The sequence below is a fragment of the Coleofasciculus sp. D1-CHI-01 genome, from assembly GCF_040218875.1.
Classification (GTDB): Bacteria; Cyanobacteriota; Cyanobacteriia; order Cyanobacteriales; family Coleofasciculaceae; genus Coleofasciculus.
In genome coordinates, this window is the sequence record NZ_JAVJQP010000122.1 from 34,196 (window position 1) to 59,222 (window position 25,027).

Genomic DNA, 25,027 nt, shown 5'->3' on the forward strand with positions numbered 1-25,027 from the left:
CTCAAGTCAGTGTTATTTGACTTAGACGGACTTTACGGTTGAACCCTCAATTTCGTCTGTTCACTGTTCCCTTGTTTTAAATCTGAAAAATGAACAAACTATTTTTATTAGCTATTATCGCTATCGGCTCTATGGGATTAGCCACTCCGGCTGTAGCCGAAACCAAAACCGCTGAATCGGGAAACGTTCGAGCTGAGTTTTCCTATCAAAGCCAAGACTTTTGTTTAGATGACGCCCAATTACAAATCAGTCGAGATGGGGCAATTTTACTGAATCAATCGTCATTAACAGACTTTGGAATTTGTCGGTTGACGGATTTGCAAGTCCGCAACTTAGACATTAACGCCGAGCCCGAAGTGATTTTAGACATCTATACGGGGGGAGCGCATTGCTGTTGGGTTTCTATGATTTATCGCTACGATGCGGCTCAAGATGCCTATACTCTAACCGAACAGTTTTGGGGGAATGCGGCGTATGAATTCAAAGACTTAAATCAAGATAACATTCCTGAATTTTGGACGCGGGATGATAGCTTTGCCTACGCCTTTGCCTCTTATGCTGGTTCATCTTTTCCCTTGCAGATTTGGCAGTATCGCAATGGCAAGATGGTAGATGTAACGCGCAGCTATCCGCAACTGATCTACAATGATGCCTATCAACTATGGCAGCGTTATACAGAAACTGATTATCCCGGTGTAGCTAGAGGAGCATTAGCCGCTTATTTAGCGGATAAATACATGCTTGGTCAAAGTGAAGATGGTTGGTACCGTGTTCGTCAAGCTTATCAAGGAAATGACAGAGAGTCATTCTTTAAGGATTTACGCAAATTCCTTCAACAAACGGGTTATATTAGAAACCCTGGAGAAACAGCCTATTATCGGCTAGCTGAAGTAGAACAGACGGGATTATATAACCAATGTCCCCAAGAAACTAGCTTAAGAAAGGCTGGGGAAACAGACAACTATCGTTTTGCCATCTGTGCGGGTGAGTCGGGTCAATATTATATGGGACAATCGAAGCGAACGGGAGATTCGATTACTGTGAAACATAAGCAGAATGATCCAGAGAATTCGTTCCGTCGTGGCGATACGGTTTATCGCCTACAAATGGATGAAGGTGACTCGGCGAATTTGTATCTGGAAGTCTATCAAAATAATCAGCGATTATTGCGGGAAATGGCACAGAAGGTGTATTCATGGAGGTAGAAGCGGTAAAAGTTTATTCATTAATTTAATAAAACAGGGCGGTTGAAACCGCAGCTACACAAACCAAACCCGCCTACGCGGGTTTCCACACCCCTAGTGCGATCGCCAATTTTGTAGGTTGGGTTGACGCATGTTACCCAACACCCTCGAAACAAAGATGAAACGCGGTAGGATAAAGAGTCAATAGATTTTTTAGATTGCCGTGAGTGAAACCGTTTATATTGAAACTAGCATTTTGGGACACTTAACTGCTAGACCAACGGATAACCTAATTCTTGCTGCCAATATCAAGATTACACAAGACTGGTGGAATGATTTTAGGAGTTCATTCGTTCTTTATGCTTCAGAAATTGTTGAGGATGAAGCAGCTAGGGGAGATAAATAAATCGCCGCTCGAAGGTTAAATTTGTTAAAATCATTAATGCTTCTTGAGCTCACAGAAGAGGCTTTGGAGCTTGCTCACGCATTCCTCAACCAAAGTAATCTTCCATCAAAGGCATCAAATGATGCGCTACACATGGCATTGGCAACAGTTTATGGCTTAGACTATCTGCTAACATGGAACTGTAAGCACATGGCAAATGCTCAAATTCAGCGCAAGCTATCACAAATTAGTTCTCAACTTGGGTATGTTTTACCCATCATTTGCACACCGTATGAGCTTATAGGATATGAGGGAGAGATTTAGGTATGTACAAAAATGAAATTATGGAAGAAATTTACCACTATCGAGAGGAATATGCTCGCTCATTTCACTATGATTTGAGAGCTATTTTTAATGATTTGCAAAAGAAACAAGCCGCTCACAAAGATAGACTGGTCAAACTGCCAATCCAGCGCTGGTCTAACCAAAAATTTCCTCGTTGCTAATGTACTATAGCAATCCTAAATAGGTTGTGGCAATTTTCAAAACTGAAACCCTTGCTATACCTGGATTTCAAACCGTCCGCTTGTTGCATCCTATTTAGGATTGCTATATAGGATCTTGTAGGTTGGGTTGGCGATAGGAAACCCAACACCCTCGGAACAAACACAGGGTTTACTCCCAAACGCCTATAGTAGGGGTACGGCATTGCCCATCCGTGTCAACTTAAAACTTTGTATAACTAGCGCTCACAGTTTAGATCCCCCTAAATCCCCCTTCAAAAGGGGGACTTTGATTCCATTTATTATTCCCCCCTTTTTAGGGGGGGCTAGGGGGGATCTCTTATTAAGGCGGATTGATCTGATTGGGTTTGTATTCCAACCGTCATCCGCATACACTTATTTGATGTTAGCGTCCTGTTCAGTTGAGTCCGGAAATGAACATTCGACGGTAATCTTTAGGTTGCTTTTAGCTGTTCCTTTGGTGACATACGGGACGCCAGCTTCACCACCCAGTTCGATACCAAATTCTAGAGTGACTTTGTGAGACGGCATTATACAATTGTTTAAGCCTAAGGGTAAATCAGTCCCAGATACAGCGCTATTATACTTTTCCGGGCATGGACTACGGCAAGATTTTGGGGTTGAAGAAGGCTTTTGAGCCAGCAGTGATGTGAATCCAGAGGGGGAAAACTGGGGATTATCTCTACAGTGGTTACGTCGATTGCTGCTGGCTGACTCGCTACTTTATGGATTTTTAGTAGGTTTGAGCCTTTCAGTTGTCTTAATTTCCCATTAATCGGGTCGCGCTCAGATGCCAAACCAAGATCCTCGGAGTATTTCAACTGATTTAGCGCCGTCAACTAGGATTCCCATAGGTACTCGAAGGGGATTGGATGAGCTTAAAGCTCTCCTAGATGCTTCCGAACCGATAAATGCTCCTTCAATTAGAAGAGTTGTCATTTCTATTCCAGCCGAACTACCTGATTTCGTTCGTTTACAGGAAGCTGCAACAACTGCTATCCGAGAATTTTTCTTGATTGCAGATAGTGAGTCATTAAGACTGAATGATAGTGATCCAAGAACAGTACCTGATCTTGAAAGTCCCCAAGGTGTAAGAGCTAGATTGCCCAATGGTGGAACAATAACTCTGAGAATTAGGAGAGTGAACGAAAATAATCGCCGTAGAGCCATTGGAGAAATTCGCATACGAGATCATCAGATTCCGGGTTACGAGAAAGTTAACCAGATAGAGTTTGTTACGCAGGTGTAGGGTGCGTTAGGCGCATAGTTTTTATTTAGTTTTGTTTCTAACAGAACACCCGTGCGCCGTAACGCACCAATTAGAATGGTGTAACGTACCAATTAAAATGGTGCGTTAGCGAAGCGTAACGCACCCTACAAATAGGCGACAACTCTTTGAGACGATCAGCTGAAAGTTTGTCATGATGAGGGAATCGATTGATTCCCATTTGTCGGCTCAATTGTTCGCGGAGAAGGAGTCGATACATCCCGATATAATAACCGATTAAATATTTCCTCCAGTTTAGGCGATCGCAGATGCAAATCCCGCTGCGGAAAGGGAATCTCAATATCATAATGGCGCAGACAGGCTTCAATCCGATAGTTGATATCACTTGATCAGGTACAGCCTCAAGCAAGATCCCCGACTTCTCCTACGAAGTCGGGGATCTGTCTGTAGAGCGAAGCCGAAGGGTTGATCAAAACTCAAAACTTTCCTTCCCTGTCCCCTGATGCACCGTTTTCACCCATTTCAATCGCTTGGGACGCACGGACATGCGAGCGGTTGTAGCTGACATTACCACCATCCAATGCATCATATAAAGAACACCGCGCACTGTTTGCAAGACATTGAGAAATAAACTGCCAATTGTCAACGGTTCATCCCGTTGAATCCGACGCAATCCCGTAAACATGGCAATGAAAGACAAGGTAAGAGTCAATCCGGTAATCGGACTATACAGAGGTAAACGAGAACGAAGCAGCGCCATTAAACAATCCGGTATAGCCGCCGTTGGCAATAGGTACTGAATAATTAAAAAAGAGAATAAATCGATGGTTTTGCTCAAACCCAAACGATTACTAGCAATCAGACGCCAGTAGTCTAAATAACGCTGATATCCCCCCTCTGCCCAACGACTCCGCTGATGCCAGAGGGATAGGGCGCTTGTCACACCTTCCTCATCCACGCCAGGAAATTCCAGAAACCGAATATCCCATCTATCCAAATGCAAGCGTATAGTTAAATCCAGATCATCGGTAATCGTTTGCTCATTCCAGCCGCCACAGCGTTCTAATGCCGAACGACGCACAAACTGACCATTTCCCCGCAGTTCACCAATCCCACCAATGGCAGTCCGTTGGTTTTGGAAATAGCTATCCAGCGCCATTTCTGCCATCTGTCCTTTTGTCCAGAAATTCAGAGGCGCATTCGCGATCGCTTTTCGCACTTGTACCGCGCCGACTCTAGACTGGTTAAAGATGGGTAGCACTCGCCGCAGTAGATCTTGAGTGACATGAGCATCAGCATCAAAGACACCAATCACCTCCCCTTTGATCAAGGGTAATACCTGATTCAACGCTCCCGATTTACCGCCTGTGGCGTTAGCATCGCGATGAAATACGTTTAACTGATCGTATTCTGCCGCCAGTTGCTCTAAAAGGATTGGGGTTTTATCGGTACTGTGATCGTTAATTACCCAGAGTTCGCAGCGTTCCTGGGGATAATCTAAGTTGCACAGCATCCTTACCAGGTTCTGAATTACCGCCTCTTCATTTTTGGCAGCCACCAGTAAAGACACAAACGGAAAATCAGCCGGATTCTCCCCCTGTAGCAGTTTCGGCACTCTGATGGGTCGCGCCACTAATACCCGGATCGCCTGAATCCCTAACAGTGCAGTTAACCCAAAGACTAACCAATACCCCCAGGACAGCAGATGCAGAGTGATCGTCCCGCCCCAAATCAGGGTTAGCGCCAACGCCGCTTTGCGTCGTCGCCCTTCGAGTCCCTGAAAGAAAAAGTCGCTTTCAAAATCATCTTCAGACCACTCAGACAGCAGAGAGCTAAGGGGATCAAGCTCACTGCTATGATTATTCTCTGTCCAGGAGTTCTCTGGCATAAGCTCCTTGATTTCTCCACCCACGCAAATTGTATCTAATTGTATCGTATTTCGTTAATTTTTTTATACTTTGAGGAGGATACTCTAGTATTTTAACGTTTGCTGGTTCTGCATGGCTGAGGATATAGCGTTTGTATGGTGATATCGTTTTTGAGTACAGCAGCATGGGGACTAGGTTCTGTCCTGTGGGTAGAACTAATCCGCGACTTCTATCACGTCTTGTCCCATCATTGGACACCGTTATATCGGTTGCATGTTTGGCATCATCGGGTATTCAAACCAGATTTAACCCCGGTGAGTGAGCAAATTTATCGCCAAGCCCATTGGTACAATGATTTACCGGAATCCCTGGTCATGTTGCTGTTTAGCCTGGGATTGTGGGGAGTCGCCTATATCTGGAGTGAACCCCATTGGGCAGCGTTGGCGGGGGTGCTCTATACGTTAAGCTTTTTAGGAAGTGCGATCGCGCGAGGGAGTGGACTCGCTGGTGCCGATGAATTAACCGACTTAACCCATCGTCCAGGACAATTCTTTAGTCCCCCCTCAAACTGGACAGTCAATCGCCCCTATCATTGGCGACATCACTTTGATAACCAAAAGGCGTATTATTGTGGCACATTGACCTTCGTCGATAAACTTATGGGTACTGCGCTATCCCTGAAAGGTAAAACAGTAGCCGTTACTGGGGCGTCTGGCACATTAGGGCGATCGCTATTGTATCAGTTGCACCAGCGCGGGGCTAAAGTGATCGGGTTAACCTCCAAGTCAGACCCGATTATTTTAACCGCAGCGGGTGAACCGTTATCCGTGAAAACGATTACCTGGCAAGTGGGACAAGAATCTGAGATTGCGGCTGAGTTAGAATCGGTTGATATTCTGATTCTCAATCATGGAATTAACGTTCATGGAGAAAGAACCGCTGACGCGATCGCGAAATCCTACGAGGTGAATACATTCTCCAGTTGGCGGTTACTAGAATTATTTTTGCAGACAGTTCGCAGCAACCAAGATATTGCCCGCAAGGAAGTCTGGGTGAATACCTCAGAAGCCGAAGTCAGTCCTGCCGTCAGTCCTCTGTATGAATTAAGCAAACGGGCATTAGGGGATTTCGTCACATTACGCCGTCTCGATGCGCCTTGTGTAATCCGGAAACTGATTTTGGGACCGTTTAAGAGTAATTTGAATCCCATTGGCGTTATGTCTGCGGATTGGGTGGCAAAACAAATTGTTAATTTAGCGGTGCGAGATGTCCGGAATATTATTGTCACGATTAATCCGCTAACGTTTTTAGCATTTCCGATTAAAGAGTTTTTTGTCAGTTTATATTTCCGAGTCTTTAGTCACAAGGCGTCAGAATCATAAGGACGTCTCTATTCCTTTTGAAAAAACACCAGTTAAAGCCGTGTAGGGGCGACCCGCTTGGCTAAATTAACAACTGTAGTCCACTCAATTTTGTCGGGTCGCCCTTTACTCAATTTCTGCTTGTTGTTTTAGATTTGACATAGTATTTCCGTAGGGTGCGTTAGGCGTAATTGATAATCATCATGAGCGGGTTAATCTGAATGTCGCCGTAACGCACCATGATGGCAAGGCGTAATTGATAGTCATCATGAGCAGGTTAATCTGAATGTCGCCGTAACGCACCATGATGGCATCCGAACAAAATACCGTTAAATCGGGCGCACGTCGGTGCGCCCCTACGGTTCAACTATCACGAAAAAGGAAATCACGTAATTGCTTACCAACCGCCTCTAGAGAGAAGCTCATTTCGACTCGATGTCGGGCACGTTTGCCTAACTCACGCCGCCAAGCGGGATCGTCGATAACCCGACCCAGAGCCAGTGCTAGGGCAGTTGCGTCTTCGCGAGGGACAACCAGTCCTCCTGATAACTCACCCTTCTCCAGAATATCAGGTACACCGGGCGCATCAGTTGCCACAACGGGCAAACCACAAGCCATTGCCTCTAAGGGAGCAACCGGGAACCCTTCATGGCGAGACGGCAGGGTATAAATGTCAGCGGCAGAAAGATAATTGCGGATAGCGGTGCGATCCAGAATGTATTCGTTGATCCAGATTACACCCCGTAACTCCATTTGGGAGATCTGTTGATGTAATTTATCAGCATCGCTACCGGTACCAACCAGGAGTAGCCGCAAGTCTCGTTCTGGGCGATCGCGACATACCTGTTCCCAAGCCGTGGTTAGGATATCGAGTCCCTTACGGCGCAGGTCAATTCGTCCATGCCAAACCACCACCTCTGCTTCTGGTGGGATACCTAGGGCGGTTCTGGTGGTCACGCGATCGCTCTCATCCCATATACTCAAATCTAAGGGGTTGAAAATCTTGGCTATCTTGCTCAAAGGTACACCATAGCGAGACTGCACTCGCTGGACTTCCGTCTGGGTAGCGACAATGAAACCCGCGCCAGCTTGCATAGAAAATGGACGCAGGGGACGTTCAAGGCGACTCATCTGGAAGTCTCCCCCCTGAAACGTGGCAAACACAGGTAAGCCGATTAACTGCCCTAACAGGACACACAGATCAAAGCGGGCATATTCGTATTCTTGGCATAAAATTGCCTGACAGCCTTCCTGGCGTAGTTCGTGGGCGAGTATCCTCAAGGGCGTGGCTAGGTAAGGGGCGATATCTCGCCGTACTGCTGATAACAGGGCACTAAAACCTCGAACCATGGGGCGGTGGATGGCGCGATAGCGTTTAGGGGCAGGCAGTACACAAATTGTTGCACCTGTCGGTAAGTGAGTATAGCGTGTCGGTGTACTCACCCGGGCGGAAACACAGAATAATACCGTCCGCACACCAGCCAGTTGCAAGGCGTCGATGTAGCCGAACATCCAGCCACCTGTCATTTCCTGACAGAATCCCTCAAAGGAGACGCCGATGCTATCGAGAAAATCTTCAATTAGATCACCCCAATGGAGCAATGCGATCGCGGTTTTGGGTTGGGTGTTCATTGGGCAAAGCCTCCATTCACGTTATCGGCTTTCATCAGGTCAAGCATCAGGGGTAGTAGCACAACTGACAGCACATTCATTCGGAAGCAGGAAGCTGAGTTAGCTTTTCTGGAGTAAGGATGCGATAAATGAACCAGTCTGGGCTTTCTTGCTTCAGTTCACAGGTGCGTTCGATATGCTCAGCCAGCATTGGGTGATGATTCCAGATCCGCTTTTTATGCCGATTAACAATACCCAACCAATCCGCACCCTGATTTTGCAGTTCATGGAAAAGTCTGATCGCTTCTTGGTCATCTTCAGGGAGTTCACCCCAGGCTTTATCGGGTTTAGCTGGGGGAAATACCCATCCCCGCCTTCGGCTATAGTAAATCGCAACCGGATCGCCCAAATCATTTGCCATGGTAATCACAAGTTCATCGGGTGGGGATATCTCTCGCAGAGCAAGTCCAAGTGTATAACTTTCTTGAGCGTAGGGATGGTATATCCACCTCAAATTCCAATGAGCAAATCCACCAATGCTCAGTAGTATGACGACTACAGTTACGAGTGAAGCCGCCGACGCAGAAGGGACTGCACGAGAACGCGCTATTCGGTTGGTCAAGGCTGCGATCGCCATGATTGCATTCCCGGCTAGTGCTGCGGCTGCGGGGTTTATCAGGTGAAGGTTCCAAGGATTGCCAACCAGCTCCTTGGCTCCAATCAGGTAATAAATAGCAAAAGCTAACATCCACCAATGAAATAACCATGGAGCTTTTTGGGAGTCACCTAAGCGTTGATCAGAGTCCGCTTTTTCATGGGGGGGATGAAGGAATAAACCAAAAAACACAAGAACGATTATCGGTTCCGTCCACATCCAGCCATTGAGATGTCGTCCCAGTTGGAGCAAAAAGAATTTTTCGTTGAACCAATTCTCTAATCCATAGTCCCACAGCCAATTTCCAGAACCTGCAAAATGATAGGGTGGATAGGAAAGGGAAAGATGTCTTGCCCAAAGGTAATACGTGATAACGGGTAAGAGTGTGATCACCGCAGCAACACCAATGGTGACTAGCTTCTTTGGATGCAACATCCGCTTGCGATTGAGAATCGTTAGCATTGCATACAGCATGGGAATGCCGATAATTAAGCCGGGGATTTTCGTTAAAAAGCCTAAGATACCGAATAAACTTGCAAGTATTAGATAGCGCAGGCGTTCGGTTTGGCTGTAAGCGACTAACATCCAGACGCAGGTTGTGACTAGGGCAACCATGGCGGGATCAGGAAGGAATGAGCGTTCAACGAAAACGCTTCCCGGTAACAGCGCCATAACCGCAGCACTGACGAGGGCATATTCTTCATTCCACACGCGACGGATAAGTTTATAGAGCGCAAAAATACCCCACAAGCCAAACATTACAGCGATACTACGCCCAACCCAATCTTGTTGACCGACAATTGTATAAAACAGCGCCGCAAGGTAGGTTACGGTTTGAAATTCACGTCCTTGGTAGTTTGGACCAGGACCCGTCCAATTCACCTCTGGGTAGAAGATATTCCAATTACGGCGGTAGAAGTTTTCCGCCATCATCGCCGTACTAGCCTGTCGCCAACTGAACATATCCGTCAAGGGTTGGCTAATGTGATTAAACCGTAGAATTGCTGCGGTAATTAGGATGGCGATGAGAAGATAAGTTGTGGTGTGAGAACCGTTTATTTTCATGGCGCGGCTTTGTTATTCATTTACATATAAACTTTTGCTAATCTCTTAATATCATCCGTATAGTCTCCACCATTAAGTAAAACGGCACTAGTACCGCACCTGCCTACTATCTGAGGCTCTATTAAAAATGGGCTAAAACTTTTTCCTATCAAACTATCATAGTATGTATGTTCTAAATAATATCCCCATTGATCATAAACTTTTTTGTAGGAATCCAATAAATTTTCCTTAAAAAAATTCACATTAGACTTATAAAACCGCGTGGTAATAGTATACCGAGGATTATGAAATCTCTTGGTTTTGATGGCAAACTTTACTTCAAAAATAAACCAATACAGTAGTTTATTAAACGAACTACGATCATAATAGGCGTTTAAATTGAAGCTAGGAGCATTAAATACATTAGGTTTGTCAATATGCAACTTTCTGATTTCTTCAAAGTTTTTTATAAATCCTCTTCCTGTTATTTTGTAAAAATTAACATTGTTTTTATTTAGGTACTTGCTATTAAACATAGCAAATTCTAATATTTTTCCTTCCCCATATCCCTTCCCATATCTTTGTGAACTTTTTTCATTAAATTTTAATATTTCTAGAGTTTTTTCATGGCTTTCAGCTAGCTCAATTATGTTGTCAAAGTTATAATCTGTATTACTGTTTTCGCAAAACACAATTGTCTTAATAGAGGTTAACTTAATCCATGCTATTAAACTACATAAATACTCAAACAATCTTTCTTTAGTATTGTTAATTGCTACATAAGGAGTTTTTTTAGCATCAATTGTTGCTGTTATGAGCAATATTTCATTGGAGTCCCATACTTCATTATTTATATTATCAGTCATTTTACCCTCCCTTTTTTTTTTGATACTATATTCCTAATTTTATCGATAGTTTGATTATCATAAGAATTCAAATTAATTATTATTGATGATTGATTACTTCTTCTAAAGAACATATGCAGCCAATAAGCAAATCCTCCTGAAGTTACAACGAGTATATCTGCACAAACTATTGCATGAATACATTTGAATAGATTTTTTTTTGATTCACCAACTACCAGAGATACGTTGGGAAAGCTTGAAAAAATATCAAACTCTCTGTTGAGTATTTTTTTGATTTTATACAGTTGTTTTAAATCATCTGTTTTTAGCTTAATTTTACCTCTAATTACAGCCGAAACAATAGCATAAAATGCTCTTTGGTAACCATCTGAAATCACGATAACAGAAAAAATATCTTCTCCGTATTTACTAAATATTTTTTGAATAATATTATAGGACTTTTCAGTATTTACTAGTTCTGTATTAGATTTTTCTCTAGCGTCATTGCTATTAACTAAATTTACGGATGATCCAAATATTGAAACTATTTTTTTATTTAACTTTATTTGGGTTCTGTCACCTTTTCTAATATGGATGACGACATTAACTCTGGAATTTACAAGTGGTATATTTACAGGAAAACGTTTCTTTGCTCTCCAATACTTTCCAGGTAAATCCAAATATTTAATTGTACTGTCATCTAACTTGACACTGTTTATTATCTGATCGATTTTAGCTTCAAACTTATAGATGCCTTGGGTTACAAAACAATAGATTACAAATTTTGAGGATAAGTCTAAAAACTCAATACTTTTCTTTAATGCTGGGGCAGAAAAAATATCACTTTCTCCTAATATATTATCTAAATTTATTTCTATAATTTTATATTTCCTAAACTGTGTATCACTTATATTTAAGTCATGCTTATCTAAGCCAATAAATTTGATCAGCTTATCCGCAGATGATTTTCTGATGTCTACAGGAGTATTTAAAAGCTTTTTCAATTGTATAATTATAGTTTCCAAATAGCCTACACTATAACTCCTCGGACACCTAAATGGCGTATGAACGTAAGTATAGGATAAAGCTATACCCAGACTATATAACTTGGATAGATGCCAGAGCTGGTCAGAGAGTCCTACATCTCTAGGTAAGTTTACTGTGAAAAAAGTTTCATCTACTTTTTCAGTCTCTAAGTTACTCTCCTGATACTGAACTTGATTATTTTTGTGTAATTTGTTGCTGATATTAATTGATTTTTGTTCCATATTATTGCCTTCTCAGCTTTAAATAAATGACCCTGTATTTTGTTGCTCATCACTATTTTAGTGTAACTTATAAGTAGGTTGGTGGAAATAGACTCAATAATATTAAGTTATATAAACAAGCCTTAAACCCTTACAAATGACAAATGACAAATGACGAATGACGATCCCCACCGTTAACTTTAATTATCCCCACCTACTTAATACTGTTCTACCGTTAATTTTGTACAGATTGTCCTACCTTCTGCCAAGCAGATGCAGTTTCCGTACCCATGGCTTCTGGTTTATGTAAATAATACCCCAACCACGTTAGAGGGCTGAGTGCTGTACAAAAGAATTCACGCTGAAGTGGGGATAACTTTGAAAATGCAAAATCATGACCCACTACGGTTAGGGAATTAATAAACGTGGCATGACCCAAGCATGGTAAATTGATTAAATCTTTGAGTTCTTCTAGGGTATAGCCACGCCGAACATGGCCCCATTCAGCCATGACATCAGTATCACTAGGGCAGATAGGTTTCATAAATCCGTAATAGGGAAACCGCCAGTTTTCGTTGGGCGTGCTGACTAAGAGAAAACCATCTGGTCGTAATATCCGCCGTACCTCTGATACAGCTTTTTCGTGCTGCGCAATATGTTCTAAAACATCGAACATGGTAACAGCATCAAATGAATTATCATTGAAAGGTAGCGCTGTTGCGTCTCCACAAACAAAGCGAACTCGTTCCTGTTGATTACAGAGTGCTTGGGAATATTCAGAATTGAGGTCTAGATTCGTAATTTTTGCTTGGGGGTATAACAGAGCAGTGAGACCACTCTGACCCCCACCAACTTCGAGAATTTCTCTAAAATTTACCTCTGGAGCAATGCGGTGAATAGCACGCATTTTTTCCCGGTAGAAAAAACCTTGGGTTAGGGGACGAGAAAAAGGATTTTTGGATAAAAAATGATTGAGTTTATCTTTGTACATAGCTTATCGACAAAAAGTTTTATAAAGCATTGACAATCATTAAGAAATATTTGGCAACCTTTTACCAGATACTCGGTTCTGTAAATAAAACTTGATTCCGGCTAAACAGCCCCAAACTTCTTCCAAGTAGGTTCTGTGCCTAAGTCCAAATCCTCTAAGAAGACCTTTTAATAATACCAGGGCGTAATAGACTGGCAAGATGACAAATAAGCGAAGCAAGTTACCCCAGTGTTTGTACCTGGCGAATTGGATTAACAGAGCCGCATTATGTCCTCGCATATACTGATACATCTGCTGTTTCAAGGTATCTAATTCTCGGCGATGGTAGTGAAAAACTACCGCTGTTGGTTCGTAACGACAAAGCCACCCTTCAGCAAGAATTCTGTACCAGAATTCCGAATCCTCACTACATCCAGATGCGCCCGCCCCCAAGCGTTCATCAAAGTCTCCTACCTGTTCAAAAATTTCGCGTCGAAAAGCCATGTTAGCACCCGCCCCGATAGTCCAAACTGGAACTCCTCGATGCTTTGTTTCCTGAAAGAATTCTTGATCAAACGTTTTGGCACGGTACTCTCCACTCAAGCACCCGTGGTTCATTTCAAAGATTACTTGAGATTCTGTTTCTAGCTCAGCAGGTATGACTAATCCAGTCACAGCCATTACTTGAGGATTTTGAAAGCTTTGTTGTAGTTGAGCAATCCAGTTCGGATGAACGGTGACATCATCATCAGTAAAAGCAATAATCTTACCTGTACTGTGGCGAATGCCTGTATTGCGAGCCACACTTAAACCGGGACGAGGTTCTTGTATGTAGCGAACATCAGGCATCTGGGAGACGAGTTGGCGCGTTGTTTCTGTACTCGGTGCGTTGTCTACAACGATGATTTCCTGTGGGTGATGTGATAAACTCTGGAGCGATCGCAGACATTTAGCTAACTCTTGGGAGCGATCGCGCGTACAGATTACCACAGAAACCAATTCATCCACAGGATTTGACCAGCATTCCCGGAGTTGCTCGCTTGGGTTTTTTACTCCCACTTGTGAGTGCCAATCTGGGGAGCTATTCTTATCTTGGGGCAAAATCCGATCGCCGACAGCGGGCGCAATGGTTTGCAAGACGCGATTAAGTAGCTGTGTGGCAGGCATGGGTAACTCGGCGGCGGGAATCTCCTGATGATCTAGGGGAATACCATGCCACCAAAACACCAGGTAAATTCCCTGACAGTCGGGAGTAGCAGGTAGTGGAGGGATGCCTTCACTTAACTCAAGGTGGATAATTTTCCAAGGGATAAACGTACTCATACCATCTACTACTTAATTCGCTCGTAATTAATGTCCGGTAACATCCTGGCAACTGACGACGTTTTCGCGATTCAATGTCACCATTGAACGGCATTTGCGCCCCAGCCAGCCAATTCCTGCAAAGCAAAGCACACGAATCATCCAGCGCCAAATTCTGGCAGAACGACTGCACTTAAGTGCTTCTTGAAGTTGGGATACGGTGGCGTCTACATCGCCAGTAGCCAGGAGATTCCCTGCCGTTTCTACTGCCCACCCTGCATAGGTTTCTCTCGCTTGACTGGTCAATTTGTCAGCGACGGTAGGTGGCAGATACTCAGGTAGATAGGATTCAATAATTTCTGTTGCTTTACGCATATCTTGAACCAGCTTGTTGGTTTTCACTGAACGTTCCGTTAGCGAACCCAGTCGCTTGACTCGATAGACAGCAAGAGGCTCAACTTCAAACCAAATAGGGTACTCCGTCGCTATTCTCACCCACATTTCCCAATCCTCCCCGCAGCATGAGAAACGGCGGTCAAATCCACCCAATTTTTCGTAAACATCCCGCTTAACCACGATTGAGGGTGTGGTTATCCGTTGTCCGGCTGCAATCTGCTCTAACCAATTCGGTACAATGCCACTTTCTGGTTTTTCGAGGTGGGAAATGCTTTGCCAGTGTCCGTATTCGTCCATATAAATATGGCGACAGAACGCCGCACCAATCTCTGAATTTTCCTCAAAAGCCCTTTGGAGTTTACAATAGAAGCCATCCCGCACATAATCGTCACTATGAAGGATGTGGATGAACTGACCACGCGATCGCTCTAAGCAGGTTTCAAAATTGCGGATATAGCCAACATTTTCGGGCTGTCTGTAAAAATGCACTCGACCTTGACCCAGTTCCTTAACTACCGCTTCTGGATCATCCTGGGTAGAATGGTCATCAATCACCTCAATCTGCATCACCTCCGCTCCTGGGTCTTGAGCCAGCACACTTGTCAAGGTTTCCCGCAGATATTCAGCGCAATTATAAGTAGGAATCATCACTGACCACAAAGGGCGTGGTTCTCCTTGTGAAACTGGGATAATTTTCGCTCGATAGGGATGTTTGTTATTCGTCATTTGTTATTCGTCATTTGTCATTTGTTATTTGTTATTTGTTATTTGTCATTTGTAAGGTTTGAAGGAAGATTCAAAGTATTTAACAGAATTCAGTTTATTTCTATCAACCTACTTAGGGCTTTAAGCGAGGGAGACGAAAAGCACTACTGTTTATCTCATCACCCCCTCACCCTCTCACCCCCTCACCCTCTCACCCCCTCATTTTGGGAGCTGCTCAGTTGGGGAACTGCTAATTTCACCTCTGAAGAACATTGTTGTTTAATCTGCTCAATCCGCCTCTGTGAACGAGGATATTCTCCCAAAAGCCCGACAATTCCCCCCCAAAGTTCCGCCAGAATCATTCCCGGTGGTAAAGGATGAAAACCTAGCAAACTTTCTGCAAGCTGGCGCAATTGGTATTGAAACCACCATCCGACCAACAGGCGAAATCTTAAACGCATGGGGATGTCTTGCTGGTAAGACTTAACCACAAACGCCATAAAACCTAACCCCCACGTCCAATACTGATGGCGGAGTTTTGCCAGTTCCCGACGGTGTTGGTGAAACACTAAGTATTGAGGTTCATATACCAACGGATATCCGGCTCGAACTACCCGGTAAAAGATATCCAAATCCCCGCCACCCGGAAGCGGTGCGCCTGTATCTAACGCCTCATCAAAGCCACCCAGTTTGAGTAAAACCTCCCGGCGAAACGTCATATTGCATCCAGCACCAAAAATTCCGGCTCCGCAGGGATAGAGGGGATTACCCGGTAAAATTTGTCCATGGCGGATTTTCTCAAAACCGCGCCGAAATCCGCCCCTTTTTTCAAACAGAATTTGTGCCTCGGTGACCAACTCATAGGGCATAACTAAGCCCGTAAACCCACCCGCATCGGGATTTTCTGCCCAAGCTTCGACCAGTCCATTGAACCATTGACGGTCTACGGTGACATCATCATCAAGGTATGCCAGAAGTTCACCTGTCGCCTCTTGCAAAGCACGATTGCGAGCAAAATCTAGGCCCCCTTTCGGTTCCCTGGTGTAGCACACAGTCGGCAATGTGTCAATTAAATCTTTGGTGCGATCGTCAGACGGTGCATTATCCACCACTAAAATTTCAAAACGAGGCGAACCGTCTAATTTTTGTAGCTTAAGTAAAGACTCCAAACATCTTGCCACATTGTCGGGACGGTCTTTTGTACAAATCGCCACTGTTAGGGAAGGAAACTGCTCTGAATTCGCTGGAGGAACCAATTCCTCTCGGATACTTTCCTGAAGCAGCTTCGTGCCAATTTCCCGACTCAGGAGTGGCGCTAAATCTTCGGGCGTTAGGACGCTGTTTGGCGGGAGTTCTTGCATCACCAAACCGATGGGTCTGTCTTTACGGCGCAGCACCAAGGCGATCCCGGTTTCGTCCTCCTTTGTCTGAAGGGTGGGTAGGGGTTGAGTGACTTCCAAATCAATGAGGGAGTAGGACATAAGTCTGGTTTGAGGGTCAAGCTGGAGACTGGTTATATTGCAGTCGGTGGAGTTTAGCAAAGAGTCCGTTGAGTTGGAGAAGCTGCTGGAGATTCCCTGACTCAACCACCTGTCCCTTCTCCAGGACAATAATCTGATCCGCTTTTTCGATAGTGGACAGGCGATGGGCGATGACAATGACGGTACGGTTATGGCTAAAGGTATTCAGCGCTTCTTGAATTAAGTGTTCTGAAATCGTGTCTAGGGCGTTGGTGGCTTCATCCAGAATCAGAATGTCTGGATTGCGGATAATCGCACGAGCAAGAGCGATGCGCTGTCGCTGACCCCCGGAGAGCCGAATTCCGCGATCGCCCACTTTGGTATCGTAGCTTTGGGGGAGTTGCATGATAAACTCATGGGCATTGGCTTGTTTGGCGGCGGCAATGATCTCGGCTTCTGTTGCGTCTAAACGACCATAAGCAATGTTCTCCCTGATGGTATTACTGAAAATATAAATGTCTTGACTAACGATTGCCAGATGACGACGCCAAGAGGGTAAATCCAATGCTTTTAATGGGCGATTGTCTACATAGATTTCGCCTTCACTCACCTCATAAAAACGGCAAATTAGGTTAACTAAGGTAGACTTCCCCGCGCCGGAAGGACCCACAAACGCGGTGGTTTTGCCACGGGGAATGGAGATGGAGATAGTTTGTAAGGCGGGTTGATCCTGGGGATTGTAGCGGAAGCTCACGGATTCTAAAGAAATAGCCTGCTGCAATCCAGAGAAAGCCAGATTGCCAGAACGGATGTAGGGCTTGTCCGAGGGTTCCAGAAAGTACATCACATCATCCACTGAACTGGCTAACATCAACAACTTGACGCGATGGCTACCGAGCAGTTGCATCTGTGGCTGGAGTCGATAGAGAATGAATAGAAAAGTTAGCAGGGTAGGTAATGCGGTTCTATCTTGCAACAGAGCAATCATCATAATGCTCAACACCAGCAATGCCGAAAGCACATCATAGAGGGGATTTACCGACGCCGACAACGTATCGAGCTTCATAAAGATATTACGGACTTGCTCAGACGCCTGATCAAACTGTTTTTGCTCGTAAGGTTCTTGTCCAAATGCTCGAATAGTTCTCATTCCTGCTAACCCTTCATACATTCGTCTTCCCAGAGCGGCATTTACTTGGACTGCCTTTTGTCCCAGAACTTTGGACTGGCGCGTCACCACCTGGATAATTAGGGAAATCAAAAGTGTGATCCCGCCGACTAACAGGGTCAATTTCCAGGAAATCAGTAGGAGTAAGGCGACATAAACAACGGTAGTGCAGGAACTTACAATCAGGTTAACCAATATCCCGAGTGCTTCACTGGTGCGCCATGTCTCAGTTGCCAAGGTATTGAGTAATTTCCCGGAATCCTTTGTTTCTAAGAAGCTATAGCTGACGTTTAAAAGCTGATCAAAAATACGAGAGCGCAACCGATGACTGATCCGTGAATTCAACCATGCCAATAGAACTGAATTGCTGTAGTTTAAGCCATTTTTCAGCACAATCGTGCCAAAAATAAACAGAGGAATGATGACTAGGCGCTGACTGGCAGGAACAATACTGAGGACTTGGTTGAGCAAGCTGATTAAAGCATTGTCACTGACGGTTGGATTTGAGGCTTGAGACAAGCTTTGTAGAAATGGAATAAATAGGCTAATCCCCAATCCTTCCGAGAGGGACGACAAAATTCCTAGAGTAACAATTGCCGGAATTGCCCAGGGGTAAAATTTTAACAGTAGGAGTAGCCTTTTAATATTTTTTTCCTCTTAAATCGTTGTTTTTAGACGTCAATTTTCACCCAAAAATACTTTTTTAATTCCAGGCTGACTTTTTACTATTTTCAGGCTTCACATTAAGTTTCGGAGTTTGGGCAAGCTTAGGAATGACATAGTGAAATATCTTACTAATTACTTCCTTGAATTTAATTGCCATTTTTTTGTTTTTGATATCTTCTAATGTAATTATTTCTTTGATATTGGGCGACTGGTTTTTCTCCCAATCGTATCGGGGTATGTGAAGCTTTAAAAATAACCCTAACATACTTTTTAAAATCAATAGATAAACGCTCGGACGTATCCAAGGAGTGATTAAATCGAATTGGATCGCTTTATATAGCCAGAATAGAGTCGTTTTATGATCTTTTGAAGAATAGCTTTGGTGAGCAAAGTAGATATATAAGCTACTACTAGAAAACCCATAAATAGCCGTCCTTATTTCGGGATGCTTTTGTCGCACAGATTGCATAACCAAAGTGTGGGACTTCGCCATTTTGGTATAATCACGAGACATACTATTGGTCATCTTGCGATAACCAACCAGAAATTCTGGGACAACTCGAAATTGGTAAACCTCAGCAATACTCAGGTAAAGATCCCAATCTTCACATCCCTGAGCATCCTGTTCTTTAAATTGGCAGTTATACCCCCCAATTTGCTCAAAACAATCTCGATGAATCATGGAGGAGCTAGCATTACCGATAAAATTGTGACACACTAAGGTAACGTAAACCTCTCCCTCAATTTTGGCAGCCCGAAAGATACCCGTGGGTACATCATCTTGATCAATATCCACAGACCAAGAATAGACTAATCCTACCGAGGGATCAGATTCAAGAAAACATTGAACTTGCTTTTCCAGATTTTCGGGATACCAAATATCATCCGCATCGATGGGAGCAATAAATTCACCCTGAGACGTCTCAATCCCTAAATTCCGGGCGGCGGCGACTCCAGCATTTTTCTGGTGTAACACGATTACCCGTTTATCGTGTTGGGCAATCGATTTAATAATTTCAGGAGTTCGATCCTGGGAACCATCATCGACAACTAAAACCTCCAGGTTCTGATACGTTTGAGAGAGAACGGATTTTAGCGTCTTTTCAATAAAGGCTTCGGCGTTATAGGCGGGAATAATCACCGAAACTAAGGGTAAGGTAGAAGCGGCGCGATCGCTGTTCATGGTTGTCATGACTTTTTGGGTTGCTGCTGAAACTGTATACCAGATGCCCCAGATGCACCAATGCAAGGCTGAACCATTTGTTTCTCTAGCCAACCGTGGCGGTGTTGATGCCAATGCCAAGCATGGGTGATCATATCCTTGAGTGCTGGGTATTGGGGCTGCCAACCTAAAACCTGCTTGGCTTTTTCTCCACTGCTGACTAGCACAGGGGGATCTCCTGGGCGGCGATCGCACTCAATCACGGGGATCGGTTGTTGGGTTACACTCCTGGCGGTTTCAATCACTTGTTTGACGGAGAAACCTTTGCCACTCCCCAGGTTGAAAATTTCACTTTCATCGGTTTGCAAGAGGCGAGTTAATCCCAGCAAGTGCGCCTGGGCGATATCAATAACATGAACATAGTCTCGAATACAAGTACCATCTGGGGTGGGATAATCGGTACCAAACACGGAAATGGATTCTCGCCGCCCTAAGGCACTCCACAACACAGAGGGAATCAGATGAGGTTCTGGGTTATGATCTTCTCCCAAGCGTCCCGTCGGATCTGCCCCAGCCGCATTGAAGAAGCGGAAACAAATATACTTTAACCCATAAGCCGCGTCAAAATCAGCCAGCATTTTCTCGACCATCAATTTACTACTGCCATAGGGATTGATGGGAGTTTGGGGTTGTTCTTCCGTAATCGGTAATGACTCCGGGATGCCATAGGTGGCACAAGTTGATGAAAAGACTAGCTTTTTCACCGAAGCCGCCACCATCGCCTCCAGCAGCGTCAGGGTTCCCGCCACATTGTTACAGTAATACTTGGCTGGGTTGGCGAAGGATTCCCCTACATAGGCAGAGGCGGCAAAGTGGATAACGGCTGTGATAGAGTGAGTGGCAAATACTCGATCCAATAAGGCGCGATCGCTGATACTCCCCTCAATTAAGGGAACCTGCAAAATATTGGTCACGAAATCTCGATGTCCGCAGGTTAGATTATCCAGAATAACCACTTGATAACCCGCCTGCTTTAAGGCTTGCACTGTATGAGACCCAATATATCCAGCTCCCCCTGTAACCAGGAGGGTTGGTGTCGGTTTAGATGCAGTAGCCCACGTTTTATTTTGTTGATTCACTGGGTTCTGGACTAGAAATATTATCGCTTTTTACCATACATTAGGTGCTGATTAATGTATTAGGGACAACTTCATCAAATCTTCACACTAATCCTCAAATTATCAGGTTCTGATGAAGAATTTATGAAGTTAATTCATTAAATGTGATGCATAAGGCTCTCAGTTCTGGGAAATATAACAATCTAGGATAAAATCCTGTCAGAGGGAAATCCCGTATTTTTACCTAAACCCCAGGTGCGTCCCATTATTGCCATGGAAAACTCAGCCTACGAGTATCAAGTTGGGGGTTGTCTCCCCATTGATGCTCCTACCTACGTGGTTCGACAAGCTGACAATCAACTCTACGAAGCGCTGAAAGCTGGCGAGTTCTGTTATGTTCTCAACTCCCGCCAGATGGGGAAGTCTAGCTTGCGGGTTCGCACGATGCAGCGCCTGAAGCAGGTGGGGATTGCCTGCGCTGCGGTTGATCTGACCGCGATCGGATGCCAAAATATTACCCTAGAACAGTGGTACGCGGGTATTGTCTACACCTTGGCTGGCAGCTTTGATCTCATGGATGCCAGTGAACTGGAAGCTTGGTGGTCCACGCGCAAGCATCTCTCGATCGTACAACGGTTTGGCACATTTTTTGATGAGGTATTACTTCAAGCAATCCCGCAAAACTTAGTCATCTTTTTCGATGAAATCGATAACGTTCTCCGCTTAAATTTTCCGGTCGATGATTTTTTCGCCTCAATCAAATCTTGCCATAGTCAGCGAGCCACTAATCCTAACTATCAACGCCTCACGTTTGCTTTGCTCGGTGTTGCCACACCCTCTGATCTGATTCAAGATAAATACTGCACCCCATTCAATATTGGTCAGGCAATTGAACTTTCCGGATTTAAACTCGAAGACGTTCAACCTTTAGTGCAGGGATTAGTGGGAAAAGTCAGTCATCCCGATTTGATTCTCCAAGAAATTTTAGCCTGGACAGGAGGTCAACCATTTCTCACCCAAAAGCTGTGTAAAATAGTTCATCAACAGGTTGAGACGCCAAGACATTACACCCAAACCGGAGAGATACGGCAACCTAGCCTGCTACAGAGAATTTATCCTGGACTAAATCTTAAATCGAAAACATCAGCTTGGGTCAAAAAAATCATTCAAACCCAAGTCATTGAAAATTGGGAAGCTTTTGATGAACCCGAACATCTAAGAACGATCCGCAATCGCTTGCTCAAATGTGGACAGCGTCATCCGGAAATTATTTATATCTACCAGCAAATTTTACAAGATGGACAAATTACGGCGAATGACAGTCGTCCCCAAATGGAATTGCGGTTGACTGGATTAGTGGTCAAGCAGAATAGTCAACTCCGAGTCTATAACCCGATTTACAAGTCTGTCTTTAGTGAACAGTGGGTGCAGCAGATTCTTCCTAGTCTACCTCAACCTGTTTCCTTCGCGAAACAAAATCACGAGGGAGAGCTTGACTTAGACACCCTAGCCGAACGTCTCTACAAACACTTAATAGACTGCTTACAACGGGAATCTCCGGAGCAAATGATTGAGCGTTTCCATCAGTTGTTTATCCATGGAATCGACTATTCCGATCCAAAAATTCTAGATATACTTTACAGAATTACCGCCTCTAGACGAGCAGATCAAGAGTTTAAATATATCATTTATCGCTGCTGTCACATTCTGGTGAACCGTTGGCAAATGACGCCTCAAGAAAATATGGCGATCAACAAGTTGCTGGATCTGTTCCAAATTAGCCACCAGCGCACCTCTAGCCGTTTGCGACAACTGGTACAAACCTTTATTAATTCCGAAGAGTATCGAGCCTTAGAACGTCTTAGGGTAGTGGTGGATGAGCCAACCTCTACAGAAAAGTCTTCTAAATGGGAACGGAAGAAATTAGCTGAGTTAATTGGGCGATATCCATTCTTATTTTCCTATTGTCTATTGAGTCAAGACTGTTCCGAGGAAGCTCAGCAAACCATCCAAAAACTGCAAGCGGAAAAACAGCAACAGTTGGAAGACGAACTGTGGCAGTATGCAACCTATCTAGTAAAGGAAAGCGTATCCCCTACTAGAATGAGAAAGCCGTTGGTAAAAAATCCTACCCTATTGGATGATGACGAATTGCATCTGGCACTGCGGCAGTTTGGCGGAAAAGCTAAGAATTCCTATGCCTACTGTGAGGCACAAAATTTTCTACACCGCACATTTAAAACGCCTTCATATTCTCTCTTTAAAGACAATTTATATCAGTATATCATTGCATCAATTGATCCCAGCTATGGACAACATTATTTTTATGGATTGTTAAATAAACACCTGGCGAATACGCTAACTGAATATAATCAGAATAAACTGGACAAATTCCTGATCAAGAAAACATGCAGCCAGTTGTTTAATTTACTCATCGTCGAAAGTCCAGAAAAACCAGAACATTATTGGTTTGATGATTTAGTGGTTAATCTTGGTTCGCTACAAATGACAGTTTTGCTGCTTAAACTGGTTTTGTTGTCTCCATCCGAAATTCGCCCCGACCTGGAAAAGCGCATGGCTATTTTATTCAATCACTATGAATCAAAACCGATGGGAGATATTCCTTCTCTGGTTAAATCGATGGAAAATTTAAATGTTGCTTTTGTGGTCAATTTTGGCTTCAGAGATTTTTCATTGCTTAATAAGTATTAAATGTGAATTTACTGTTTCTTGACAAATGACCAATGACCAATCACTATAATCGTCTACAAAGAATCCAACGCAACTCTAAAGGTGGTCTTGCCTGATTTAAAAATAACCCCTCCTTTAGATGAAAATGCTCAGATTTAGTCAACAATTTATGCAAGTTCTAGGACAGCAGATACTGGAAGACAGCCTTCATCGCCAGCAATATTTCCTCCGTCAAACGATTGACACACTCAACGCCCAAAATGAGCAGTTAAATCAAGACTTGGAACGGGCAAAGACGTTACCCTTAGAGATTGTCAATCAGGTTCTCCAAGCGGAAGCGGTGCAATATATTCCCAATCTGGATGACTATATTGAGCAAGAAATACTCAAGCGCAAAAATCAGGACTAAATGGTAATTTGTCGTGGTTTGATACAGCAAAAATTATGGAATAGATTTTGCTATTTAATCGGACGCACATCAGTCATTGGTGTCAACTTAAGCCAAAACCCCCTCTCCCCCAACCCCTCTCCCACCGGGGGAGAGGGGAGCAAGTACGCCCTGACTCACAGCCTTTGACCCAGAATCCATCGCAGTTCCACCACGGATTTTTCTGCTGAGGAAACTAATATATCACCCCCGGTTGCCCAGTTGCAAAATTGCTCCGTTAAGGTTCCCGTCTCTGGTGATTGATGTTCGCGTTCATAGTCTAAAAAAGATTCATTATAAATGAGTTGAAGGGGTAATCATTTCATCGCACTCGCTAAGTCTTGCGGGGTAAAAAAAGAAGTCAATTGGAGTTGATAAATATGTCGAGTTAACGGATCAGGTTCATAATCGTCTTGACATAAAAAAATAGCAAACAGTAAGAGTCCTCCTGAACAGAGAACATCGCACATTTTGACTAAAAATAATCGCAGTTGCTCAACAATTGATGCAGCCAGTATTGATGTTTTGAACTTATATCCCTCATTCGTGGGTTGGGATGGTTCGTACTTCAGACGCAATTTGCTATGGGGAGAAATACGAAATCCCTCGACTATATTCTTGGCAATCATTTGACCCACTTGCTGCAATTGTTCCTGGCTAAAACGAGAATCAATCGCCTGAAACAGCGCCCCTATACGCCAGATATAATACTCGGTTAATGCTGGGATACAAGGCATGATCATTTCGCCATTTGCTAACACCGATTGCATAAAATCCTCAAACAGGGTTTTCTGAAGAATGCCAAGATCGGTGACAATAGGCGGTGGTGGATTCTGGGGGGGTGGGTTGTCAGAGGTGATCATTGCTCATCGGTGCTAGGCTATTTGTCTATCCACTCTTTAAGCTTAAGCAAGCTCAAGCTTACTACCTACATTAAGGTTTAACCCGTTTTAACGGGTTTGAGCTTTAAGAGGAGAACTTGAGTTCAGGGCTTAAGGAGCGTGCCATTC

Annotated in this window: 19 protein-coding genes and 3 pseudogenes; 7 read left to right on the forward strand and 15 right to left on the reverse strand. The window is 44.0% G+C overall.

Going from position 1 to position 25,027, the window contains the following annotated elements:
• Positions 1-89: 89 nt before the first annotated feature.
• The 3 genes and pseudogenes from RIB93_RS21835 (at position 90) to RIB93_RS21845 (ending at position 2,075) form a co-directional block, all read left to right on the forward strand.
• Positions 90-1,205 carry a hypothetical protein gene (locus RIB93_RS21835; protein WP_446375563.1) on the forward strand — a complete coding sequence of 372 codons (1,116 nt, stop codon included), beginning with the start codon at positions 90-92 and terminating at the stop codon, positions 1,203-1,205.
• Positions 1,206-1,407: 202 nt separating this feature from the next.
• Positions 1,408-1,893, forward strand: a pseudogene (locus tag RIB93_RS21840) (type II toxin-antitoxin system VapC family toxin).
• 2 nt (positions 1,894-1,895) lie between these two features.
• A complete protein-coding gene (locus RIB93_RS21845; protein ID WP_446375565.1) occupies positions 1,896-2,075 on the forward strand; it encodes a hypothetical protein in 180 nt (59 codons plus the stop codon).
• A 393-nt stretch (positions 2,076-2,468) separates the two neighbouring features.
• Here the strand turns inward: RIB93_RS21845 and RIB93_RS21850 are convergent.
• Positions 2,469-2,612, reverse strand: a pseudogene (locus tag RIB93_RS21850) (CU044_2847 family protein); the annotation flags it as partial.
• Between the two features lie 271 nt (positions 2,613-2,883).
• Here RIB93_RS21850 and RIB93_RS21855 point away from each other — a divergent pair.
• A complete protein-coding gene (locus RIB93_RS21855; protein ID WP_446375567.1) occupies positions 2,884-3,342 on the forward strand; it encodes a hypothetical protein in 459 nt (152 codons plus the stop codon).
• A gap of 170 nt (positions 3,343-3,512) precedes the next feature.
• Here the strand turns inward: RIB93_RS21855 and RIB93_RS21860 are convergent.
• Positions 3,513-3,707, reverse strand: a pseudogene (locus tag RIB93_RS21860) (mechanosensitive ion channel domain-containing protein); the annotation flags it as partial.
• Between the two features lie 83 nt (positions 3,708-3,790).
• The gene (locus tag RIB93_RS21865; protein WP_446375569.1) at positions 3,791-5,209 is read right to left on the reverse strand and encodes a glycosyltransferase; all 1,419 of its coding nucleotides are present in this window, start codon (positions 5,207-5,209) and stop codon (positions 3,791-3,793) included.
• A gap of 135 nt (positions 5,210-5,344) precedes the next feature.
• Between RIB93_RS21865 and RIB93_RS21870 the strand changes: the two genes are divergently transcribed.
• Positions 5,345-6,571, forward strand: a complete 1,227-nt coding sequence (locus tag RIB93_RS21870) for a bifunctional sterol desaturase/short chain dehydrogenase (RefSeq protein ID WP_446375571.1) — start codon at positions 5,345-5,347, stop codon at positions 6,569-6,571.
• A 342-nt stretch (positions 6,572-6,913) separates the two neighbouring features.
• Here RIB93_RS21870 and RIB93_RS21875 read toward each other — a convergent pair whose 3' ends face one another.
• The 11 genes from RIB93_RS21875 to galE all read right to left on the reverse strand — a co-directional run bounded on the left by RIB93_RS21875 (position 6,914) and on the right by galE (position 20,920).
• Positions 6,914-8,182 carry a glycosyltransferase family 4 protein gene (locus RIB93_RS21875; protein WP_446375573.1) on the reverse strand — a complete coding sequence of 423 codons (1,269 nt, stop codon included), beginning with the start codon at positions 8,180-8,182 and terminating at the stop codon, positions 6,914-6,916.
• Between the two features lie 76 nt (positions 8,183-8,258).
• Complete coding sequence (locus RIB93_RS21880) at positions 8,259-9,881, reverse strand: glycosyltransferase family 39 protein (protein ID WP_446375575.1); 1,623 nt, start codon at positions 9,879-9,881, stop codon at positions 8,259-8,261.
• A gap of 20 nt (positions 9,882-9,901) precedes the next feature.
• Positions 9,902-10,726, reverse strand: a complete 825-nt coding sequence (locus RIB93_RS21885) for a hypothetical protein (protein ID WP_446375577.1) — start codon at positions 10,724-10,726, stop codon at positions 9,902-9,904.
• Positions 10,723-11,973, reverse strand: coding sequence for a hypothetical protein (locus tag RIB93_RS21890; RefSeq protein WP_446375579.1), 1,251 nt, complete (start codon positions 11,971-11,973; stop codon positions 10,723-10,725). Before RIB93_RS21890 ends, RIB93_RS21885 begins: the two co-directional genes overlap by 4 nt.
• Before the next feature lie 214 nt (positions 11,974-12,187).
• Positions 12,188-12,943, reverse strand: a complete 756-nt coding sequence (locus tag RIB93_RS21895; RefSeq protein ID WP_446375581.1) for a class I SAM-dependent methyltransferase — start codon at positions 12,941-12,943, stop codon at positions 12,188-12,190.
• 39 nt (positions 12,944-12,982) lie between these two features.
• A complete protein-coding gene (locus RIB93_RS21900) occupies positions 12,983-14,245 on the reverse strand; it encodes a glycosyltransferase family 2 protein (protein WP_446375583.1) in 1,263 nt (420 codons plus the stop codon).
• Between the two features lie 27 nt (positions 14,246-14,272).
• Complete coding sequence (locus tag RIB93_RS21905) at positions 14,273-15,346, reverse strand: glycosyltransferase family 2 protein (protein ID WP_446375585.1); 1,074 nt, start codon at positions 15,344-15,346, stop codon at positions 14,273-14,275.
• A gap of 182 nt (positions 15,347-15,528) precedes the next feature.
• The gene (locus tag RIB93_RS21910; protein ID WP_446375587.1) at positions 15,529-16,806 is read right to left on the reverse strand and encodes a glycosyltransferase family 2 protein; all 1,278 of its coding nucleotides are present in this window, start codon (positions 16,804-16,806) and stop codon (positions 15,529-15,531) included.
• A gap of 16 nt (positions 16,807-16,822) precedes the next feature.
• Positions 16,823-18,529 (reverse strand): ABC transporter ATP-binding protein, encoded by a 1,707-nt coding sequence (locus tag RIB93_RS21915; RefSeq protein ID WP_446375589.1) that lies wholly within the window; start codon positions 18,527-18,529, stop codon positions 16,823-16,825.
• A gap of 127 nt (positions 18,530-18,656) precedes the next feature.
• Entirely contained in the window at positions 18,657-19,811 is a 1,155-nt protein-coding gene (locus tag RIB93_RS21920; RefSeq protein WP_446375591.1) for a glycosyltransferase family 2 protein, read from the reverse strand.
• Entirely contained in the window at positions 19,808-20,920 is a 1,113-nt protein-coding gene (galE, locus tag RIB93_RS21925) for a UDP-glucose 4-epimerase GalE (RefSeq protein WP_446375593.1), read from the reverse strand. Before galE ends, RIB93_RS21920 begins: the two co-directional genes overlap by 4 nt.
• A gap of 234 nt (positions 20,921-21,154) precedes the next feature.
• Here galE and RIB93_RS21930 point away from each other — a divergent pair, with 234 nt between their 5' ends.
• The gene (locus tag RIB93_RS21930) at positions 21,155-23,611 is read left to right on the forward strand and encodes an AAA-like domain-containing protein (protein ID WP_446375595.1); all 2,457 of its coding nucleotides are present in this window, start codon (positions 21,155-21,157) and stop codon (positions 23,609-23,611) included.
• A 148-nt stretch (positions 23,612-23,759) separates the two neighbouring features.
• The gene (locus tag RIB93_RS21935) at positions 23,760-23,999 is read left to right on the forward strand and encodes a hypothetical protein (protein ID WP_446375597.1); all 240 of its coding nucleotides are present in this window, start codon (positions 23,760-23,762) and stop codon (positions 23,997-23,999) included.
• Positions 24,000-24,334: 335 nt separating this feature from the next.
• On the opposite strand, the gene RIB93_RS21940 is transcribed toward RIB93_RS21935, so the two are convergent.
• Positions 24,335-24,880: a hypothetical protein gene (locus RIB93_RS21940; protein WP_446375599.1), complete on the reverse strand. Its 546-nt coding sequence runs from the start codon at positions 24,878-24,880 to the stop codon at positions 24,335-24,337.
• Between the last annotated feature and the right edge of the window lie 147 nt (positions 24,881-25,027).

Bases quoted from the DNA above. Each gene is read 5' to 3' on its own strand.
- RIB93_RS21855 (WP_446375567.1), top strand. From the start codon at position 2,884: ATGCCAAACCAAGATCCTCGGAGTATTTCAACTGATTTAGCGCCGTCA.
- RIB93_RS21880 (WP_446375575.1), bottom strand. From the start codon at position 9,881: ATGAAAATAAACGGTTCTCACACCACAACTTATCTTCTCATCGCCATC.
- RIB93_RS21910 (WP_446375587.1), bottom strand. From the start codon at position 16,806: ATGTCCTACTCCCTCATTGATTTGGAAGTCACTCAACCCCTACCCACC.
- RIB93_RS21835 (WP_446375563.1), top strand. From the start codon at position 90: ATGAACAAACTATTTTTATTAGCTATTATCGCTATCGGCTCTATGGGA.
- RIB93_RS21865 (WP_446375569.1), bottom strand. From the start codon at position 5,209: ATGCCAGAGAACTCCTGGACAGAGAATAATCATAGCAGTGAGCTTGAT.
- RIB93_RS21890 (WP_446375579.1), bottom strand. From the start codon at position 11,973: ATGGAACAAAAATCAATTAATATCAGCAACAAATTACACAAAAATAAT.
- RIB93_RS21905 (WP_446375585.1), bottom strand. From the start codon at position 15,346: ATGACGAATAACAAACATCCCTATCGAGCGAAAATTATCCCAGTTTCA.
- RIB93_RS21920 (WP_446375591.1), bottom strand. From the start codon at position 19,811: ATGACAACCATGAACAGCGATCGCGCCGCTTCTACCTTACCCTTAGTT.
- RIB93_RS21940 (WP_446375599.1), bottom strand. From the start codon at position 24,880: ATGATCACCTCTGACAACCCACCCCCCCAGAATCCACCACCGCCTATT.
- RIB93_RS21895 (WP_446375581.1), bottom strand. From the start codon at position 12,943: ATGTACAAAGATAAACTCAATCATTTTTTATCCAAAAATCCTTTTTCT.
- RIB93_RS21845 (WP_446375565.1), top strand. From the start codon at position 1,896: ATGTACAAAAATGAAATTATGGAAGAAATTTACCACTATCGAGAGGAA.
- RIB93_RS21875 (WP_446375573.1), bottom strand. From the start codon at position 8,182: ATGAACACCCAACCCAAAACCGCGATCGCATTGCTCCATTGGGGTGAT.
- RIB93_RS21885 (WP_446375577.1), bottom strand. From the start codon at position 10,726: ATGACTGATAATATAAATAATGAAGTATGGGACTCCAATGAAATATTG.
- RIB93_RS21870 (WP_446375571.1), top strand. From the start codon at position 5,345: ATGGTGATATCGTTTTTGAGTACAGCAGCATGGGGACTAGGTTCTGTC.
- RIB93_RS21935 (WP_446375597.1), top strand. From the start codon at position 23,760: ATGCAAGTTCTAGGACAGCAGATACTGGAAGACAGCCTTCATCGCCAG.
- RIB93_RS21900 (WP_446375583.1), bottom strand. From the start codon at position 14,245: ATGAGTACGTTTATCCCTTGGAAAATTATCCACCTTGAGTTAAGTGAA.